Origin of the sequence: Methylobacterium sp. J-072 (assembly GCF_022829425.1) — a bacterium.
In the GTDB taxonomy this organism is placed as follows: domain Bacteria; phylum Pseudomonadota; class Alphaproteobacteria; order Rhizobiales; family Beijerinckiaceae; genus Methylobacterium.
Genome location: NZ_JAKSYK010000111.1, coordinates 43,074 through 60,725 on the forward strand (window position 1 = coordinate 43,074; position 17,652 = coordinate 60,725).

General features: G+C 68.6%; 21 protein-coding genes, 2 tRNA genes and 1 pseudogene. 11 read left to right on the forward strand and 13 right to left on the reverse strand.

What is annotated here, in order from left to right:
• Positions 1 to 66 precede the first annotated feature (66 nt).
• From purB to hemB, 5 genes are all read right to left on the reverse strand, one after another.
• Positions 67 to 1,383, reverse strand: a complete 1,317-nt coding sequence (gene purB, locus MKK67_RS12465) for an adenylosuccinate lyase (RefSeq protein WP_243965148.1) — start codon at positions 1,381 to 1,383, stop codon at positions 67 to 69.
• A gap of 107 nt (positions 1,384 to 1,490) precedes the next feature.
• A complete protein-coding gene (locus MKK67_RS12470) occupies positions 1,491 to 2,237 on the reverse strand; it encodes an arginyltransferase (RefSeq protein WP_243965151.1) in 747 nt (248 codons plus the stop codon).
• Positions 2,238 to 2,361: 124 nt separating this feature from the next.
• On the reverse strand, positions 2,362 to 2,850 hold the full coding sequence (locus MKK67_RS12475; protein ID WP_243965152.1) for an RDD family protein: 489 nt from the start codon (positions 2,848 to 2,850) through the stop codon (positions 2,362 to 2,364).
• An 81-nt stretch (positions 2,851 to 2,931) separates the two neighbouring features.
• Entirely contained in the window at positions 2,932 to 3,300 is a 369-nt protein-coding gene (locus MKK67_RS12480; protein ID WP_243965153.1) for a hypothetical protein, read from the reverse strand.
• On the reverse strand, positions 3,297 to 4,355 hold the full coding sequence (gene hemB, locus MKK67_RS12485) for a porphobilinogen synthase (RefSeq protein ID WP_243965156.1): 1,059 nt from the start codon (positions 4,353 to 4,355) through the stop codon (positions 3,297 to 3,299). The genes MKK67_RS12480 and hemB overlap by 4 nt, the downstream gene beginning before the upstream one ends.
• 204 nt (positions 4,356 to 4,559) lie before the next feature.
• On the opposite strand from hemB, the gene MKK67_RS12490 reads away from it, so the two are divergent.
• A complete protein-coding gene (locus MKK67_RS12490; protein ID WP_243965161.1) occupies positions 4,560 to 5,018 on the forward strand; it encodes a DUF6163 family protein in 459 nt (152 codons plus the stop codon).
• Positions 5,019 to 5,180: 162 nt separating this feature from the next.
• A complete protein-coding gene (ldtR, locus tag MKK67_RS12495; protein WP_058193388.1) occupies positions 5,181 to 5,693 on the forward strand; it encodes a transcriptional regulator LdtR in 513 nt (170 codons plus the stop codon).
• Positions 5,694 to 5,703: 10 nt separating this feature from the next.
• On the opposite strand, the gene MKK67_RS12500 is transcribed toward ldtR, so the two are convergent.
• Positions 5,704 to 6,306, reverse strand: a complete 603-nt coding sequence (locus MKK67_RS12500; RefSeq protein ID WP_279594956.1) for an exopolysaccharide biosynthesis protein — start codon at positions 6,304 to 6,306, stop codon at positions 5,704 to 5,706.
• A gap of 300 nt (positions 6,307 to 6,606) precedes the next feature.
• Between MKK67_RS12500 and bcsS (MKK67_RS32925) the strand changes: the two are divergent.
• Together bcsS (MKK67_RS32925) and bcsS (MKK67_RS32930) are read left to right on the forward strand one after the other, a co-directional pair.
• A pseudogene (gene bcsS / locus MKK67_RS32925) lies at positions 6,607 to 7,032 on the forward strand (cellulose biosynthesis protein BcsS); the annotation flags it as partial.
• Positions 7,033 to 7,046: 14 nt separating this feature from the next.
• Entirely contained in the window at positions 7,047 to 7,331 is a 285-nt protein-coding gene (gene bcsS / locus MKK67_RS32930; protein ID WP_409568397.1) for a cellulose biosynthesis protein BcsS, read from the forward strand.
• Here bcsS (MKK67_RS32930) and MKK67_RS12515 read toward each other — a convergent pair.
• Both MKK67_RS12515 and MKK67_RS12520 read right to left on the reverse strand, forming a co-directional pair.
• A complete protein-coding gene (locus MKK67_RS12515; protein WP_243965164.1) occupies positions 7,298 to 8,890 on the reverse strand; it encodes a cryptochrome/photolyase family protein in 1,593 nt (530 codons plus the stop codon). The two genes, bcsS (MKK67_RS32930) and MKK67_RS12515, sit on opposite strands and share 34 nt — an antisense overlap.
• Positions 8,891 to 8,893: 3 nt before the next feature.
• Complete coding sequence (locus tag MKK67_RS12520; protein ID WP_243965169.1) at positions 8,894 to 9,628, reverse strand: SDR family NAD(P)-dependent oxidoreductase; 735 nt, start codon at positions 9,626 to 9,628, stop codon at positions 8,894 to 8,896.
• 110 nt (positions 9,629 to 9,738) lie between these two features.
• Between MKK67_RS12520 and MKK67_RS12525 the strand changes: the two genes are divergently transcribed.
• From MKK67_RS12525 to MKK67_RS12535, 3 genes are all read left to right on the forward strand, one after another.
• Complete coding sequence (locus tag MKK67_RS12525) at positions 9,739 to 10,602, forward strand: formyltransferase family protein (RefSeq protein WP_243965171.1); 864 nt, start codon at positions 9,739 to 9,741, stop codon at positions 10,600 to 10,602.
• Between the two features lie 91 nt (positions 10,603 to 10,693).
• Positions 10,694 to 11,035 (forward strand): hypothetical protein, encoded by a 342-nt coding sequence (locus tag MKK67_RS12530; protein ID WP_243965172.1) that lies wholly within the window; start codon positions 10,694 to 10,696, stop codon positions 11,033 to 11,035.
• A 78-nt stretch (positions 11,036 to 11,113) separates the two neighbouring features.
• A complete protein-coding gene (locus MKK67_RS12535) occupies positions 11,114 to 11,299 on the forward strand; it encodes a hypothetical protein (protein WP_243965177.1) in 186 nt (61 codons plus the stop codon).
• A gap of 9 nt (positions 11,300 to 11,308) precedes the next feature.
• Here the strand turns inward: MKK67_RS12535 and MKK67_RS12540 are convergent, their stop codons facing one another.
• Positions 11,309 to 12,334: a hypothetical protein gene (locus MKK67_RS12540; RefSeq protein ID WP_243965179.1), complete on the reverse strand. Its 1,026-nt coding sequence runs from the start codon at positions 12,332 to 12,334 to the stop codon at positions 11,309 to 11,311.
• A 185-nt stretch (positions 12,335 to 12,519) separates the two neighbouring features.
• Here MKK67_RS12540 and MKK67_RS32625 point away from each other — a divergent pair, with 185 nt between their 5' ends.
• Together MKK67_RS32625 and MKK67_RS12545 are read left to right on the forward strand one after the other, a co-directional pair.
• Entirely contained in the window at positions 12,520 to 12,642 is a 123-nt protein-coding gene (locus MKK67_RS32625) for a hypothetical protein (protein WP_279594957.1), read from the forward strand.
• Between the two features lie 203 nt (positions 12,643 to 12,845).
• A complete protein-coding gene (locus MKK67_RS12545) occupies positions 12,846 to 13,127 on the forward strand; it encodes a PilZ domain-containing protein (protein WP_243965180.1) in 282 nt (93 codons plus the stop codon).
• A gap of 657 nt (positions 13,128 to 13,784) precedes the next feature.
• Here MKK67_RS12545 and MKK67_RS12550 read toward each other — a convergent pair.
• The 3 genes from MKK67_RS12550 to aroA form a co-directional block, all read right to left on the reverse strand.
• Positions 13,785 to 13,860 (reverse strand) — tRNA-Lys (locus tag MKK67_RS12550).
• Between the two features lie 95 nt (positions 13,861 to 13,955).
• The gene (gene cmk / locus MKK67_RS12555; protein WP_243965184.1) at positions 13,956 to 14,594 is read right to left on the reverse strand and encodes a (d)CMP kinase; all 639 of its coding nucleotides are present in this window, start codon (positions 14,592 to 14,594) and stop codon (positions 13,956 to 13,958) included.
• A gap of 3 nt (positions 14,595 to 14,597) precedes the next feature.
• The gene (gene aroA / locus MKK67_RS12560) at positions 14,598 to 15,947 is read right to left on the reverse strand and encodes a 3-phosphoshikimate 1-carboxyvinyltransferase (RefSeq protein WP_243965189.1); all 1,350 of its coding nucleotides are present in this window, start codon (positions 15,945 to 15,947) and stop codon (positions 14,598 to 14,600) included.
• A gap of 241 nt (positions 15,948 to 16,188) precedes the next feature.
• Here aroA and MKK67_RS12565 point away from each other — a divergent pair, with 241 nt between their 5' ends.
• Both MKK67_RS12565 and MKK67_RS12570 read left to right on the forward strand, forming a co-directional pair.
• Positions 16,189 to 16,566, forward strand: coding sequence for a TIGR02300 family protein (locus MKK67_RS12565; RefSeq protein ID WP_243965190.1), 378 nt, complete (start codon positions 16,189 to 16,191; stop codon positions 16,564 to 16,566).
• Positions 16,567 to 16,744: 178 nt separating this feature from the next.
• Positions 16,745 to 16,820 (forward strand) — tRNA-Ala (locus MKK67_RS12570).
• A gap of 81 nt (positions 16,821 to 16,901) precedes the next feature.
• Here the strand turns inward: MKK67_RS12570 and MKK67_RS12575 are convergent.
• A complete protein-coding gene (locus MKK67_RS12575) occupies positions 16,902 to 17,390 on the reverse strand; it encodes an Lrp/AsnC family transcriptional regulator (protein WP_007564896.1) in 489 nt (162 codons plus the stop codon).
• Between the last annotated feature and the right edge of the window lie 262 nt (positions 17,391 to 17,652).

Genomic DNA, 17,652 nt, shown 5'->3' on the forward strand with positions numbered 1-17,652 from the left:
GCGGCGGGCGACCGTCAAGATAGCAAGATCCGCTTCTGCCTCAAGATGCCCTGCGATCTTTGCAGGTCAGCCTTGAGATTTGTTGCCGAACACCCGCGAGAAGATCGTGTCGACATGCTTGAAGTGGTAGCCGAGGTCGAAGCATTCCTCGATCTGCTCGGGGGAGAGCGCCGCCGTCACTTCGGCATCCGCCTTCAGCAGGGCCAGGAAGTCGCCCTCGCCGCGCCAGACCGGCATCGCGTTGCGCTGGACCAGCCGGTAGGAATCCTCCCGGGACACGCCGGCCTGGGTGAGGGCCAGAAGTACCCGCTGCGAATGGACCAAGCCGCCCAGGCGGTCGAGGTTCTTCTGCATGTTGGCCGGGTAGATCAGCAGCTTCTCGATGACGCCGGTCATGCGGGCCAGCGCGAAGTCGAGAGTCACGGTGGCGTCGGGGCCGATCATCCGTTCCACGGAGGAGTGGGAGATGTCGCGCTCGTGCCAGAGCGCGACGTTCTCCAGGGCCGGAACGACGTAGCCGCGGACCATCCGGGCGAGACCGGTGATGTTCTCGGTGAGCACCGGGTTGCGCTTGTGCGGCATGGCCGAGGAGCCCTTCTGGCCCTCGGAGAAGAACTCTTCGGCCTCCAGGACTTCGGTGCGCTGCAGGTGGCGGATCTCGATGGCCAGGCGCTCAAGCGACGAGGCGACGACACCCAGTGTCGCGAAGAACATCGCGTGGCGGTCGCGCGGGATGACCTGAGTGGAGACCGGCTCGGCGGTCAGCCCCATCTTCTCGGCGACGTATTGCTCCACCCGCGGATCGATATTGGCGAAGGTGCCGACCGCGCCGGAAATCGCGCAGGTCGCCACCTCCTCGCGCGCCGCGACGAGGCGGCGCCGGTTGCGCTCGAATTCGGCATAGGCCTGCGCGAGCTTGAGCCCGAAGGTCACCGGCTCGGCATGGATGCCATGCGAGCGGCCGATGGTCGGCGTGAGCTTGTGCTCCAGCGCCCGGCTCTTGAGGGCCGCCAGCAGTGCGTCGACATCGGCGATCAGGATGTCGGCGGCGCGCACCAGCTGCACGTTGAGGCAGGTATCCAGCACGTCCGAGGAGGTCATGCCCTGATGGACGAAGCGGGCTTCCGGACCGACGATCTCGGCGAGATGGGTCAGGAACGCGATGACGTCGTGCTTCGTCACCGCCTCGATCGCGTCGATGCGGGCGACATCGAACACCGCGTCCTTGCCCTTGGCCCAGATGGTCTCGGCTGCCGCCTTCGGCACGACGCCGATCTCGGCCAGCGCCGTGGTGGCATGGGCCTCGATCTCGAACCAGATCTTGAAGCGGCTCTCGGGCGACCAGATCGCCGTCATCGTCGGGCGGCTGTAACGGGAGATCATGGGGGCCTCGGCACGGTCGGGACTGCGTGCGTGGCCGGTAGCATGCGCCGGCCCGGCCGCTCAATGCGGTTCGCGCAGGCTTGGACGACGCGATTGGGACGCGCCTCTCAGGGGACCCGGACCCAGCCCGGGCCCATCAGGCGCTCCTGCGGGCGGAAGCGGGACTTGTAATCCATCTTACGCGAGCCCTCGACCCAGTAGCCGAGGTAGAGATACGGCAACCCGAGCCGGCGGGCCCGGCGGATATGGTCGAGGATCATGAACGTGCCGGGCGAGCGACCGGCCTCCTCGGGATCATAGAACGAATAGACCATCGACAGCCCGTCCGCGAGCACGTCGGTTAGGCAAAAGGCGAGGGGCGGACCGAAGCCGCGCCCGGTAATCGCCGTGTCCGGGCCGCGCCGTCGATACGACACGAGATGCGTGTCGACGTGGCTGTCCTCGATCATCATGGCATAGTCGAGCACCGTCATGTCGACCATGCCGCCATCGCCGTGGCGGGCGTCGAGATAGCGGCGGAACAGGGCGTATTGCTCGGAAGCCGGCCGGTTCGGCTCGGGCGTGCCGATCCAGTTGTCGCTGCGCGCCAGGATCCGCCTCTGGCTGGCGCTCGGCTCAAAATCATCGACCACCACGCGCACCGAGATGCAGGCCCGGCAGGTCTCGCAGGCCGGCCGATAGGCGATGGTCTGGGAGCGCCGGAACCCGCCCTGGGTCAGGATCTCGTTGAGGTCGCGGGCGCGGCGCCCGACCAAATGGGTGAACACCTTCCGCTCCTCCTGGCCCGGGAGGTACGGGCACGGCGAGGGGGCGGTGAGGTAGAATTGCGGAGTGTCGCGCGGATGGCTCGTCACGCTTGGTCTTGGCCCTGCACCGGGTGGTCCTCGCGGCGCCGGCATATCAGTGTACAGGCAGCGCGGCCGGGCTCAATGCCCCCGGCCAGCTGCCGAACGAGAATTTCGCCGCCCGTCAGGCGCTTCAGCGGGCGTGAACCACGGCCAGACCGAGCAACAGGTCGTGGCCCAGCCGGCGATCCGATCGCATCAGCCCGAAGGCGATGTCGAGGAACCAGAGCAGGAAGGTCGAGACCGCGACGTAGAACAGCAGAGCGTGGACGGCGGCCGTGATGAAGTCGACGGGCCCGCCGCGCTCGGGGGCGACGACGCGCAGCCCCATCAGCCGCTGCCCGATCGTGCTCTGCCTGGCGCCGCCGACCGTGATCGCGCTGTAGATGATGCCGCTCGCCGGCAGGACCGCGAACAGGGTCCAGCCGAGCCCGAACGTCACCACGCCGATCACCGTGATCACCAGCGTCAGCAGGGCCGTGAAGCCGAAGATGAACAGGATGTCGAGGAGGTACGCGACCGTGCGGGCGCCCAGGCTCGCGCGAACGAACGGGATGGGCAACGAGGCCGTGTAACCGGGGGTCTCGAAGCGCTCGGCGTAGCCGGGTTGGGGATTCTGCATGGTGTCGCGTCCTGCAAGCGAGGCTGCGGAGAAAAAGGTGGGTGCGCCCTGCACCGGCCGCAAGAGCCGTCCGGATCGGGTTCAACGCTCGGCGGGATCGTCGGCCTCGGCATCCGGCGTGTCGAGGTAGAAGCGCTTCAGCAGGTAGAGCGAGGATCCCGACAGGCTGGTGCCCTCGGTGGCCAGGGCGATGAGGGTCGCTCCGGCGTCGAAACGGCAGGTCAGCCAATGCTGCCGGTTGCCCTCGGCGTAATCGACCCGGACCGTATCGGCCGCCGGCCCGGGGGCCGCCCGCAACAACCGGATGCCGGGCTGGGGGGCGACCGCCGGGAGGGCGCGGCGGCACGTCGCGACCCGCTCCCGCCGCAGGGTATCCTGGCAGGCGGCGAGCCCCCCGAGGAAACCCGCCACCACCGCCGCCCCGAGGAGCCAGCGGCGCCGGTGCCTCACGAGGCGTTGCGCAGGCGCTCGGCGACCCGAGGCGCGTGATAGGTCAGGATCCCGTCAGCGCCGGCGCGCTTGAAGGAGAGGAGGGCCTCGACCATGGCGCGGTCGCCGTCGAGCCAGCCGTTGCGGGCCGCGGCCTCGATCATCGCGTACTCGCCCGACACCTGATAGGCGAAGGTCGGCACCTGGAACTCGTCCCGCACCCGGCGGATGATGTCGAGATAGGGCAGACCCGGCTTGACCATGACCGAGTCGGCGCCCTCTTCCAGGTCGAGGCGGACCTCGCGCAGGGCCTCGGCGGAATTGCCCGGATCCATCTGGTAGGTGCGCTTGTCGCCCACGAGCGCAGCCTTGGTGCCGATCGCGTCGCGGAACGGCCCGTAGAAGGCGCTGGCATACTTGGCCGCGTAGGCCATGATCTGGACATCGAGGAAGCCGGCCTTGTCGAGCCCGGCCCGGATCGCGCCGACGCGCCCGTCCATCATGTCCGAGGGGGCGATGATGTCGGTGCCGGCCTCGGCCTGGATCAGGCTCTGCTCCACCAGAACCGCCACCGTCTCGTCGTTCAGGATGGCGCCGTCCTTCATCAGGCCATCGTGGCCATGGCTGGTATAGGGATCGAGCGCCACGTCGGTCATGATGCCGACCTCGGGGACCGCCCGCTTCACGGCGCGCACCGCCCGACAGACGAGATTGTGGGCGTTGAGCGCCTCCGAACCCGTCGGATCACGCAGCTCGACCTCGGTGTAGGGGAAAAACGAAACCGCCGGGATCCCCAGCCGCGCGGCCCGCTCGGCGTCGCGCACGATCTCGTCGACGGAGAGCCGCTCGACCCCCGGCATCGACGCGATCGGCTCGCGGCGGCGCTCACCATCGATCACGAACATCGGCCAGATCAGGTCATCGACGGTGAGCGTGTTCTCGCGAACCAGCCGGCGCGACCAATCCGCTTTGCGGTTGCGGCGCGGACGCTGGGTGATCTTCAGCCCCTCCGGCCGGGCGCTCTCACGAGCGGCCTCCAGGGCGATGGGACGCGGCTCGGGTAAGATGTCTGACATGCGGCTTCGGTATCGTGCGCGCGGTGAAGCGAGGATCGCGCGGCGCATCGGCGCTGGGGACGCCGGACTAGCACAGTGGCCGGGCGCGGCGAAATCAGACCGTTGACGTAGGGCACCGGAACCGCTTCAACCCGGGCCATCCCCCAACATGAACCCGGCCCCCCCGACGATGCACCGGCCCATTCCACCCGCGAGCGCACCGTAGTGCCCGGCTCCTTCCCGATCCGGCGCAAGGGGTCTCGTCCGGGCGACGCGCCGACCGATCGGATCGAGCGCGCGCAAGGGCCGGCGCCAGGCACCTGGGACACGGTGCTCGTCTGGTTCATGCGGGTCACGGCGCTGTTCTGGCTGATCAAGAGCATCGGGTCCTGGGCGACGATCCTCGACGTGCTCCCCGGAACGCGCCCCTTCGAGATCGAGCCGTTCGGCCGGCAGGCGGCGATCGTCTACTTCGCCGTGGTGGATGCGTCGGCGGCGATCGGCTTGTGGCTGACGAGCGCCTGGGGCGGCGTGATCTGGTTGTTGGCCGTCACATCCGCGATGACTTTAGCGGTGTTGACCCCGCAACTCGTACCGATGCCGGTGCCGCTGCTCGTATTCGGCCTGACGGTCGTGCTGATGTACTTCCTGCTGTCCTGGATGGCCGCGCAGGAAGCACGGTGAACGAACCGTTCTGATCTTCGCTTCAGTTTGTCTTTACCGCGAAGAGTAAATCGGGAATTCATCCTGTCGCTTAAATCGCCTTTCATTCCCGACCCATAGCTTAGCCATCATCAGCGGCACCGCATCGAACGGAAGCCGCGGCATCAGACGGTGAGGCAGACGATGAAGACCCAGAGCGCCCGAGTCGCGAAGAGCGAGACCCCGGAAGAAGTCCCGTCCGCCAAGGGCTCGTACCTGGAGGCGCTTCACCTGGTCGAGCGGCTTCACCGCCGGCTCCTCGACGTGATCAAGGACGAGTTCGAGCGGCGCGGCCGCGAAGACGTCAACAGCGTCCAGGCGCTGCTCCTGTACAATATCGGCGACAAGGAGCTGACCGCGAGCGAGCTGCGGACGAAGGGCTACTATCTCGGCTCCAACGTCTCCTACAACGTCAAGAAGCTGGTCGAGGCCGGCTACCTGCACCACGCCCGGTCGAAGACGGACCGCCGCTCGGTCCGAATCAGCCTCACCGACAAGGGTCGGCAGGTCCACGAGATCATCCAGGGGCTCTACGACAAGCATGCTCGCACGATCGCGCCGATCGGGGGCATCTCGGACGACGATTTCGGCCGGTTGAACACGGCTCTCGGCCGGCTCGAGCGCTTCTGGACCGACCAGATCCGTTATCGGCTCTGATCCGTGCGCGTCACAGGTTCAGGAGACCCGCGATCCCGGCGATGACCGCGTAGGCGAAGCCGGCATTGATGGCGACGCCGAACAGGCCGATCACCAACCCGCCCATCACGACGAGGCCGTCGCGCTCGACGAGGCCGAGGCCCACGAGACAGACGGCGAGCCCCAGAGGGATCTGCCCGACGATCGGCGCGGCCACGATCAGCGCCAGCGCCAACGCCAACAGGGCGATCCCCATGCCGCGCATGCCCAACGCGGTTTCGAACACGCTGACCCGGGGGCGCGACCAGCGCTCCAGCCGCCGCAAGATCGGAACCGCCCGGGTGACGGCGCGCCGTACATCGGTGAGCGCGATCGAGCGGCCGAGCAGGATCCGCGGCAGCCACGGCGCCGACATCCCCGCCGCGATCTGAACCGCCACGAGCAGCAGCAGCAGACCGCAGATCAGCGGGATCGGCGGCGGCATCGGCAGGCAGTTCGGCAAGCCGAGCAGCACGACGAGCAATGCGAAGGCGCGGTCCCGCAGAACCGCGACGATGTCGCCCACGGTGAGGCGCTCCCCCTCCTGGCTCGCCAGCACAGTGAGGACGTCTGACGTTCGTGCACCGGCAGTCAAGGATCCGCCAACCTTCGCTGTCCTGGCGCGGGCTCTAGCCGAGATCACCCGGCAGGCCAAGCGCGGGGCGCCCGCGCGATCCCATACCGGATCCGAACCGAAGGATTCACACCTGAGGTCGGCTCGATCTGACTTGAAGTAAATCTCAAGTCATCAGAAGCACAGTTTTCTGCGACTGGGACCTCTCAGCCGACTTTATCGCGCAACCCCAAATATCTTTCTGGTGGACCTATGATGAATTGAGCGGCACTCTACGTCAATTAACATGGGGTTTACGGACTCGCCACCGGGGACCGTTTCGTGCGCAAGCGCCGGACCGCCACGAAAAGCTGCAAGCGGACGCGTTTAGCTGCTCTGGCGGCCTCGGCGATCCTCGCACAAGAGTCTCCGGCATGCAGCGGCGAGATCGACACGCTGTTGTTCGGCAGCCTCGATGCGGGCGCCGCGACATTTCTCACCGTCGGGGCCAAGCTTGGGCTGGGCTCCCTCGACCACGACGGCTTCACCGTGCTGGCAAGCGTCGGCAGCGGTCGGCAGCGAGAACGCGGCGACTTCGGCCTCCCGCGCACGCGCTACACGTTCAGCGCGGCGGCGGTGCTCGGCTATCAATGGTTCTTCGACTGGGGCGTGGCGGCGATCTTCGCGGGTCCCGAAGGTTCGATCGAGATGCTGGTCGACCCGCGCGCCCTGGCCGCCTTGCCGGCCGCGTACGGTCTGCGCCTGCACGGCGAGATCTGGGCATGCCCGACCGAGAACACGCTCCTCCAGGCGACCGCCGTCCTGGGCTCGACGCGCAGCTGTGGACGCGGCTGGCCTGGGGCTATCGGGGCTGGGACACCTATCTCGGGCCGGAACTCAGCGTCTACGGCGACGAGACCGGCTACCGGAAATGGAATCTCGGTCTGCACGCGACCGATTTCGCCATCGCCCGCTACAGTTTCCGTGTCTCGGGGGGTCTCCAGACCGAGTCGGGCCGGCGACGGGCATCCCCTTACGTGGCCTTGGCAGTCTGGTCGCCCTGGTGAACGGGTTCGGCCGTGAGAGATTCGAGGAAGCGGGCCGAATCCTGCCGAATCTCGGTCCGGCGCGCGTCCCCCATCCCGCGAAGCGTTCGAAACGGCATTGCCATGCGCGGGTTGCCCGCCAGCCTGTCCTCGTTCTCGATCAAAAAGTTCCAGTAGAGGTAGTTGAACGGACAGGCATCCGGCCCCGCCTTGAACTTCACGTCGTACGCGCAGGTGGCGCAGTAATCCGACATCCGGTCGATATAGGCGCCCGAGGCCGCGTAGGGCTTCGAGCCCATGACGCCGCCGTCCGCCCACAGCACCATGCCGTGGACGTTGGGCAGTTCGACCCATTCGTAGGCGTCGGCGAACACGATCAGATACCATTCCTCCACCTGCGCCGGGTCCAGGCCGGCAATCAGCGCGAAATTGCCGGTCACCATCAGGCGCTGGATGTGGTGGGCGTAGGCGTGGGCCCTCGTATCCGCGACCACGTTGGCGATGCAGTTGAGCTTCGTCACGCCCGACCAGTAGAACCAGGGCAGGTCCCGGTTCGCGCCCAGCGCGTTGGTCTCGCGGTATTCGGGCATCCGCGCCCAGTAGACGCCGCGGACATATTCCCGCCAGCCGAGGATCTGCCGGATGAACCCCTCGACGCAGTTGAGCGGCGCGGTTCCGTCCCGGTAGGCCCGCTCGGCGGCCCAGCAAACTTCCTCGGCGGTGAGGAGGTCGGCATTGAGCGGTGGCGAGAGCAGCGCGTGGTAGAGGAACGGCGCGCCCGCCTTCATGGCATCCTGATAATCGCCGAAGGTCGGCAGGCATTCAGCGATGAAATGCTTGAGGGCTGCCAGCGCATCGGCCCGGGTCACCGGCCAGGAGAAGGTCGCCAGGTCGCCGAAATGGTCGGCGAACTCCCGCTCCACCAGCGCGATCGCCTCCCGGGTGGTCGCGTCCGGCTGAAAACCGATCCGGTCCGGCAGCCGATGTCCCTTGGGGAGGCGTTTCCGGTTGTCGGGGTCGAAGTTCCAGCGGCCGCCGACGGGCTCGCCACCGTCCATGAGCAGGCCGGTCCGACGGCGCATGCCGCGATAGAACGTCTCCATCCGCAGGTGGTGGCGGCCCTCGGCCCAACGGGTGAAATCCTCGCGCGGACACAGGAACCGATTGTCCGCGCGGATCTCCACCGGCACGGGCAGCATCTCGCGCCAATCCTGCATCATCTCCCAGACCCGCCACTCGCCGGGCTCGGTGACGACGACCCGCGCGGGCGCATGGCGCCCCACCGCGCGTTCCAGCTCCCCGGTGAAGCTGCCGGTGTTGCCGGGATCGGTCAGGCGGACGTAGTCGACGGTGATCCCTTCCGCCCCCAGCTCGGCCGCGAAATGGCGCATGGCGGCGAACAGGAAGGCGATCTTCTGCTTGTGGTGGCGGACATAGGTCGCCTCATCCCGTACCTCGGCGAGCAGGACGACATCCTGCGCGGGGTCGAGATCGGTCAGGCTCGACACCCGCCGGTTCAGCTGATCGCCGAGGACGAACCGGAGCGTGCCTCCGGTGCGCGATGCGGATTGCGCCGGCACCCGTCAGCCCTTGGTGCGCAAGGTCGCGCGGCCGCCATCGACGCCGATCACCTGGCCGGTGATCCAGCCCGCCTCATCGGAGACCAGGAAAGCCGCGAGCGCCCCGACATCCTCCGGGCGGCCGAGCCGCTGCAGGGCGTGCATCGCGGCGATCCCCTGGGCCAAGGTCTCGTTGCCGGTGATGGCGGCGGCGAGCGGCGTCCGCGTCAGCGACGGCGCGACCACGTTGACGCGAATCTGCGGGGCGAGTTCGGCCGCGAGCGACAGGCCGAGCCCCTCAACGGCACCCTTGGCCATCGCCACGGAGGCGTGCGCGGGGAAGCCCTGCGCGACGGCCACCGTCGAGAACAGCACGATCCCGGCGCCCGACTCCCCGGCACCGGCCTTCAGTGCGCCGGCCGCGGCCTGGACCGCCGAGAAGGCGCCGAGCGCGTTGATGCGGAAGTCGTTTTCCGCATCGGCCCGGGTCAGGCGCCCGAGCGGACGCAGGTTGATCGTGCCGACCGCGTAGACCAGGCCGGCGAGCGCAGGCCCAGCCGCCTCACTGGCGGCGGCGAAGAAATCCGGATCGCCGACATCGCCCGCCGTGACCGTCGTCTCGCCGAGTTCGTCGGCCGCACGCGACAGGCGCTCGCCGTCCCGGGCCGCGAGATGGAGGGCATAGCCGCGGGCCCGCAACGCCCGGGCGGTGGCGAGGCCGATGCCACCCGTTCCGCCGTAGATCAGAACCTGTCGCACGTGCGGTCCTCTTGCTACCCAACCTGCTCCGGACAAAGTAAGGCCGGCGGCGCCCCCGGGCAGGCGGCAGGCCGCCCCGCTCCACGTTCACAAGGTCGCAGGCGGCAAGCATGAAGTTCGCGTTCGCCGGCATCGACTTCCTGGGCGGCGTGTTCGAGGGCCTAGTCGAGGCCGGCTGGAGGCCGATCAAACTGTTCACCCGGCCCTGCGACGGGATCTACGACCACAACGACGTGCTGGTCGCCCGGGCGCGCTCAATGCGCCTGCCGATCCAGCTGTCGCGCATCCGCGAGCGCGACATCGAGGCTCTGCAGGCCGAGCACGGCAGGGATTGGGCTCTGGTGGTGGCGGGCTATCCCTGGCTGGTGAAGGGCTGGCGCGGCCGCGCCGCCTACGGCCTGAACGTCCACCCCTCCCCGCTGCCGACCGGGCGGGGCCCCTATCCGCTGTTCCGGGCGGTGCTGGACCGCTACGAGACCTGGGGTGTCACCGCCCACGTGCTCGCCGACGGCTTCGACACCGGCGATATCCTGGCCCAGGACATCTTCAGCCTCGAGGCCATCGAATCGCACGAGACCGTGCTGGCCAAGTGCCAGATGGCGGCCCGACGGCTCGCCAGCGGACCGCTCGGCAAGGATCTGCCCGCCCGCTGGCGCCGCGCCGAGCCGCAGGGCGACGGCTCCTACTGGCCCCGGGCCACTGATGCCGACCGGACCCTCGATTTCCGGCAGGAGGTGGAGCCGATCCTGCGCCGGGTCCGGGCTTTCGGCACCGTCGAGACGATCGCCCGGCTGGGCGATGCGCGGGTCTACGTGGCCGAGGCGCAGGGCTGGCGCGAGCGCCACGGGCACACGCCGGGGACGGTGGTGCATCGCCACCGCCGGCACGTGGTGATCGCGGCACTGGACGGCTACGTGCAGATCACCCGCTGGTCGCCGGTGCCTTTGGCCGAGGCGGCCCAGGTCGGGCGCTGAGATCGGGGCGCTGAGATCGGGCGGCGAGGCGCCGGGAACACATGCGTGACGGGCGGTGTTTCAGGCGATCCCGACCGTCACGGAGCCTGCCATGTCCACCCGCGCAAGTCTCGCCGCAGCCCTCGGGCTTGCCGCGCTGTTCACCGGCACCGCCTTCGCGCAGGGCGTGATCGTCGAACCCGATGATTTCGGCCCGGATGACGAGGTCGTGGTCCGCGACTACATCGTGAGCCGCCCGGTCGGCCCCGGCCCGATCGTCGGCTCGATCCCGCTGCGGCCCGGCACCATCGTTCCGGAGGACGTGCGTCTCGCCCCCTTCACGGATACGCCGAACCCGCGCCTGCGCCGCTACGGCTATTTCGTTGCGCCCGGCGACAAGGTCGTAGTCGTGGATCCGGCGACCCGCGCGGTGGTGCGCATCTTCGATCGGTGAGGCCGGTTCGCCTTACGGTCACCGATCCGCTAACACCCCGGGGCAAGCGAATAAGAAACGCGCTCCGGGGGAACGACCATGAAGGCCAAGCCATCCGCACTGTCGGGCGAGACGCTCCTCGTCTCGGTGCTGCTGCTGTTGTCGGGCGCGATGCTGTTCGAGTGGATCGTCGTCTCGCCCGACAGCCCGGGCTCCGCGCTCCTGCGCGTGATCGGCGCCGCCCTCGCGGCCTTCGTGGCGATCCTGCCGTTCCGCAGGGCGTGAGAGCCGCGCTCACCAGTCGCTGAGCGCCGCGCGCTTCCAGCGGTCCGGGGCGACGCAGCGATACTCGAACGCCGCGTCCCAGGCGTGGTCGCCGGGCGTGCAGGCCTCCCGGCTGCTGTGCGGCGGATTCGGTCGCGCCTCCCGGACCGACGCCGCCTGAAGCTGGCCCGCATCGCTCACCCGGAATACCGGCCCGCTTGCCGTCCCATAGACCAGGTCCCGCCCGTCGAAGCCGAGGGTGCGCCCATAACTTCCCTCGCGGTTTCCGTCGAGCGCGATCGACTGGCCCGATCCCAGCAGGATCGGCACGCCGGTGAACCGGCCGGCCGCCGTGTCGATCCCGATGCCGTAGGTCCCCTCCCCCTGGAACGAGACGCCCCGGTCGGTGACCGAACCGGCGAGGTTGCCCATCAGGATGCCGTAGCCGGTATGGGCGCCCGGCACCCCGCCGGTGGAGATCTGCAGGCCGACCCGCTGGCGGTTGCGGTCCGTCGTCGGCGATTGCGCCGAGACGTCGATCTCGGCGCCGATGCAGGAGGCGACCGGATCGGCCTCGTCGGTCATGTCCACGCAGTTGAAATTGCCCGCCCAGGACGGCCCGACCGGGCCGATCCCGTTGGCCTCCTTGAAGATCGTGCCGTTGACGGCGACGTTCTGCGCCCCCGTGCTGGCGAGGCTGCGATTGTGCAGCTCCCCCGTGATCGTCCACTCGTAGCCGGCATTGTGCGGCCCCGAGGAGCCGAGCGCCCAGAGCGCCTTGTAGGTGTGACCGGGCTCCCCCGTTCCGTCCGGGATGTGCCGGTCGACCCGCAGGGTCGAGACCGGGTCGAAGCCCGGCGGCCGGTTCCACAGGAAGGCGTGGCCGCCATCGAGGCCGCGCAGGCCGCTGCCCTGGACATCCCGAGAGAAGCCCGGAGGCCAGGCGAGCGGCAGCGCGAGGGTCGAAGGCTGGCCGGGCGCCTCGGCACAGACGGCGGCCGGCATGGCGGCCAGGACGAGACCGATCGGGATCTTGAGGCCGAGGCGGATGCGCATGATCGTCTCCGGATGTCCGGTGCAGGCCAAAAGTCGGTCAGAGCTATGCACCCAGCCTGACCGGTCGGCACCGGGAAAGCCATGACCCACGCGGCCGGATGGGAGCCGGCACTCGAACCGCGCGTTTGGATCCCACGGCGTGCCGTGCTCTGATGAGTCCCCGAGCGAGAAAAGGAGAGCGACCCGTGTCGAAGTCGCTGCGATTTCTGCGGAACTGGTTTCTGCTGTCGATTCCGGTCGGGCTGTTCGTCGGGCGGTTCATCAAGGCCGGCAAGGGACCGCCGTTGCGCGACGACGAGCGTCGATAGGATTCGCGGCTCATCGTCGGCGGGACGGAGCGTGTCGGCCATGCTGCTTCCGGCATGCGACCGTTCCGGTCATAGCCTCAGAACCGTCAGCTCATGCTTTATTTTCCTACAAATATAGATTTGATCAATCTATCATTAGCATTTTCGGCGCATTTTTACTGACATCGCGCCATCTTGGCCGATATCGCCAGGGTCATTCGGCCATGCCCCGCAACGCCCGGCCTCCGATCGGCTTCGTCGAGCGACGCGCCAGCGCCCGCACAGTGACGGCGCTTCTGGCCTACGCCCAGCATCCGGACGGGTCGCGCTTCCCCTGCCGGGTCCAGAATCTCTCCGACGGCGGCGCGATGCTGGAATTCCTCGGCTCACACGTGGTCACGCTGGAGACGGCCTTCGACCTCGTGCTGGCTAATTCCGATATGCGCTACGCCGTGAAGCTGATCTGGCGGAAGGAGCGGACCGCCGGAGTGTTGTTCTGTATTTGAAGGCGGGGCGGACTGATCCGGCGTCGCGCGAAGTCGGGCTTGGCCCGAAGCCGGCGGGTGGTTCGCTGTTACGCGAACCGATGACACGACATCCTATTCAGACAGCGCGCTTGGCGAACCAGAATGCGCCGAAGCCGACCAGCAGCGCCCCAAGAGGGAACGCGGCGATGACAGCGAGTTGGGTCAAGGTCATTTGATGCCCCTGAGGAGGTAACTCGCTCCCAGATGTAAGCCTACACTGGTCACAAGGCAAAGAAACAACTTCAAGAAAAAGAGGCCGATTTCGAGATCGGTCATGCTCGCGAAGTGGTTCTGCGCAATTGGCGCCAAGCCGCCAACCGCCACTGCCGCGATGGCGACACGGTTCATAGAGGTCGCCGCGAGCTTAGTCCGCTCGTTGTCTCCGCCAAGCAGTCACGCTCATCTCGTTGATCTTGGTCGACACGACGCCATGCGCAACAAGGATGCGTGGCAATCTATCGAATGTGCCGACCGCACGCCGTCAAAACATTCAACCGCCAGCACGAGACGTCGCATCGCCAGGATCGAAACGCGTGGTGCTTCGGCTAGCCGGTCTTGCAACGGCGCGAGAATACGCGCGCAACAGGCTTCAATGTGAGCCCGACATATTTTGAAGAAAACCTGAAGCGAATTGTATGGTGAGCGCGCTGGGACTCGAACCCAGGACCTACAGATTAAAAGTCCGTTGCTCTACCAGCTGAGCTACGCGCTCGCGTCCGGGACCGCCCTGCGGCGGCCGCGCGGGGACGGCGCGTTCGCAATAGGTGAGCGGGGCCGGGGGGTCAACACGGGGTTGTGGGTGGCGCGCTATGCCCCGTCGCCGCGGGCGCGCTCGACCACGCCCTTTGCCTCGGCGAAGGCGGCGTCCGGGTCGAGGGTCGTGGTGTCGAGCCGGATCGCATCGTCGGCCATGCGCAACGGTGCGGCGGCCCGGGAGGCGTCGCGGGCGTCGCGGGCCTCGATGTCGGCCAGGATTGCCGCGAAGGTCGCGGCCTCGCCGCGGCCGGCGAGCTCCAGATGGCGGCGGCGGGCGCGCTCCTCGGACGAGGCGGTGATGTAGAGCTTCACGCTGGCGTCGGGGCAGACCACGGTGCCGATATCGCGCCCGTCGAGGACGGCGCCCTGGGGATCGGCCGCGAAGCGCCGCTGCCAGGCCAGCAGGGCGGCGCGGACCTCCGGCACCGCCGAGATCCGCGAGGCGGCCTCGCCCATGGCGCGGGCGCGCAGGCGCGGATCGTCCAGCCTGCCGGCGTCGAGAGCGTGCGCGGCCCGGGACGCGGCCTCGGGATCGTCGAGGGACAGGCCGGCATCGATCAGCGCCAGCGCCACCGCGCGGTAGAGGAGCCCCGTGTCGAGATGCGGCAGGCCGTAATGGACGGCGAGCCGCTTGGCCAGGGTCCCCTTGCCCGAGGCGGCCGGGCCGTCGATCGCGATGACGAGCGGCATGATCTAAGCCCCAATCCGACCGCCGAGGGCCTGCATGGATGGCAGGAAGCTCGGGAAGCTCGTGGCAATCATCGCGCCATCGTCCACCGTGACCGGCGCCTTTGTGGCGAGCCCCATCACCAGGAACGCCATGGCAATCCGGTGATCGAGATGAGTCGCAACCGTGCCGCCGCCGGGCGCGGCCGTGCCGTCGCCCTCGACCACGAGGTCGTCGCCCTCCACGCTGTGGCGAACGCCGTTGGCCGCGAGCCCCGCCGCCACGGCCGCGAGCCGGTCGGATTCCTTCACGCGCAATTCGTGCAGGCCGTTCATCCGGGTGCGGCCTTCGGCGAAGCTCGCCGCCACCGCCAGCACCGGGTACTCGTCGATCATCGCGGGGGCCCGCTCGGCCGGGACGTCGACGCCTGTGAGGCGGCTCGCGCGCACGCGCAGGTCGGCGACGGTCTCACCGCCCTCCTCCCGCTCGGCCACGCGCTCGATCTGCGCGCCCATCTCCAGCAGGGTGGTGATCAGCCCGGTGCGCAGCGGGTTCATCATCACCCCCTCAATCACCACGTCGGAGCCGGGCACGATCAGCGCCGCCACCAGGGGGAACGCTGCCGAGGACGGATCGGCCGGCACGACCACGTCGGTGCCACGTAGGGTCGGCTGTCCGGTGAGCGACACCTTGCGGCCGTGGCCGCCCGGCCCGTGCGGCTCGACGCGAACCTCGGCGCCGAACAAGCGCAGCATCCGCTCGGTGTGGTCGCGGGTGGCGGCCGCCTCGATCACCGTGGTGGTGCCGGGGGCGTTGAGGCCGGCGAGCAGCACCGCGGACTTGATCTGCGCCGAGGCGGCGGGCGTCTCGTAGGTGATCGGGATCGCCTCGTTCAGGCCGCGCAGGGTCAGCGGCACGCGCCCGCCCTCGGCCTCGGACAGGACCTGCGCGCCCATGCGGGTGAGCGGGTCGAGGATCCGGCGCATGGGGCGCGAGCGCAGGGAGGCGTCACCGTCGAAGGTCGCGGTGACCGGCTGGCCGCCGACGACGCCCATCATCAGCCGCGAGCCGGTGCCGGCGTTGCCGAAATCGAGCACCTCGGCCGGGTCGGTGAGGCCGCCGATGCCGACGCCGCGCACCACCCAGCGTCCTTCGCCGAGGCGCTCGATTCCGGCGCCGAGTGCCTTCGCGGCGGCGGCGGTGCGCAGCACGTCGTCGCCCTCGAGCAGGCCTTCGACCCGGGTCTCGCCCTGGCTCAGCAGCCCCAGGATCATGGCCCGGTGGGAGATCGACTTGTCGCCCGGCGGACGCAGGCGCCCGTTGAGCGGCGTGCCCGGTGCGGCGGTGAGAGGCTGGGGAGGCGAATCGTGCGACACGGGGCGTCCGTTCGGGAAACTGGGGTGGGCCGGGATCCGGCGCGTCGCGCGGGGGCGCCGCGGCGCTGCAATCGGACCGTGAACTGGCGGCGCGGTTAACACGCGTACCGGCCCGCGTCATCCATCGCACCCGGTCGGCCGCCCTCGTGAAACGGGGGTCTGCGCCTCGATTGACAGGGGTCGAGGCCCCGACTAACGCGCCCGTCTTCCGACAACAGCAGAGACGACGAGGTGCCCGCCCGTGGCCCGACCCGAACTTGGCCTGAAGCGCCAATGCATGAGTTGCGGCGCGAAGTTCTACGACCTCGCACGCGATCCCGCCGCCTGCCCGAAATGCGGTGCGGTCTACCAGGCGGCGACGAGCCGCGTCGCGGCGCCGGCCCTGGCACGGGGGCCGGCCGAGGCCGATGACGAGGATGACACGGACGAGAAGGCTCCGGACCTCGTCTCGCTGGACGAGGTCGAGGCCGCGGAGGACGAGGCGGATCCGACGCCCGAGGACGATGCCGCCGAGGACGGGGATTCGGCCGAGGATGAAACCTTCCTGGAGGAGGAGGATTCCGGCGACGACGTCTCCGCCTTGATCGACGGCGATATCGAATCCGACGAAGAAAGCTGAGCCCCGTTTGCGCCCACCCCGCGAAGAGCCCGCGACGAGTCCGAGAGGGGTGGGCATTTCCGCGAAGAACCCGCAAAAAAGGGGTTGAGTCCGCCGCGAGAGCCGCCTATAGAACCGGCCTCGCCGGACGCCAGCCGGTCGGCGAGACCCCGCGGGACCCAAACCGCTGTGGAAAAGTGGGGCCTTAGCTCAGCTGGGAGAGCGCTTCCATGGCATGGAAGAGGTCATCGGTTCGATCCCGTTAGGCTCCACCATTCTTCCTTCAGCGTGACGCGGCCGGTCCAGGCCGGCGCCGCTGGGAAACTCTGAACCTCCTGATCCAGCGAACGACCGGCTCACCGGGTCAGGTGCCCAAGCGGCAGCGCGGTCGTGTACTTCACTTGGCCGAGCGCGAAGCTGGAGCGGATGTTGGCCACCCCCGGAATGCGGGTGAGGTGGTCGAGCACCAGCCGCTGGTACTGGCCGAGATCCTCCACCACCACCCGCAGCATGTAGTCGGCCTCGCCGCTCATCAGATAGCATTCCATCACCTCCGGGCGGCTGCGGACCGCCTCGTCGAAGGCCTGGAGCGCGGCCTGGGTCTGCTTTTCCAGGGAGACGTGGACGAAGACGTTCACAGCGAGCCCGAGGCTCATCGGATCCACCACCGCGACGCAGCCCCGGATGATCCCGGCCTCCTTCAGGTCGTTGACCCGGCGCCAGCACGGGGAGGTCGAGAGCCCGACCTGCTCGGCGAGGTCGGCGATGCTGATCTCGCTGTCCTGTTGCAGGCGTTCGAGGATGCGCAGGCTGGCGGCGTCGAGATGAGCCGGTCGGGAGACCATTTTTTTGTTCTCCGGTTTGCCGGGGGCATAGCATGCCGCCGATCGCGGGACGGCAGGAAAGTTTTGGCGGCGGCCATCGATGTGGGCGCCCGTTTCGGCATGCACCCACCGTCATTGCGAGCGCAGCGAAGCAACCCAGTGCGGCGGGCGTTCGCAGGCCGTAGCGGTTCCCTGGGTTGCTTCGCTGCGCTCGCAATGACGGCAAGGGAGGATTTAACCGGACGTCGCATCGGAGGCCGGCGGATGGCTCGGCACCAACGGC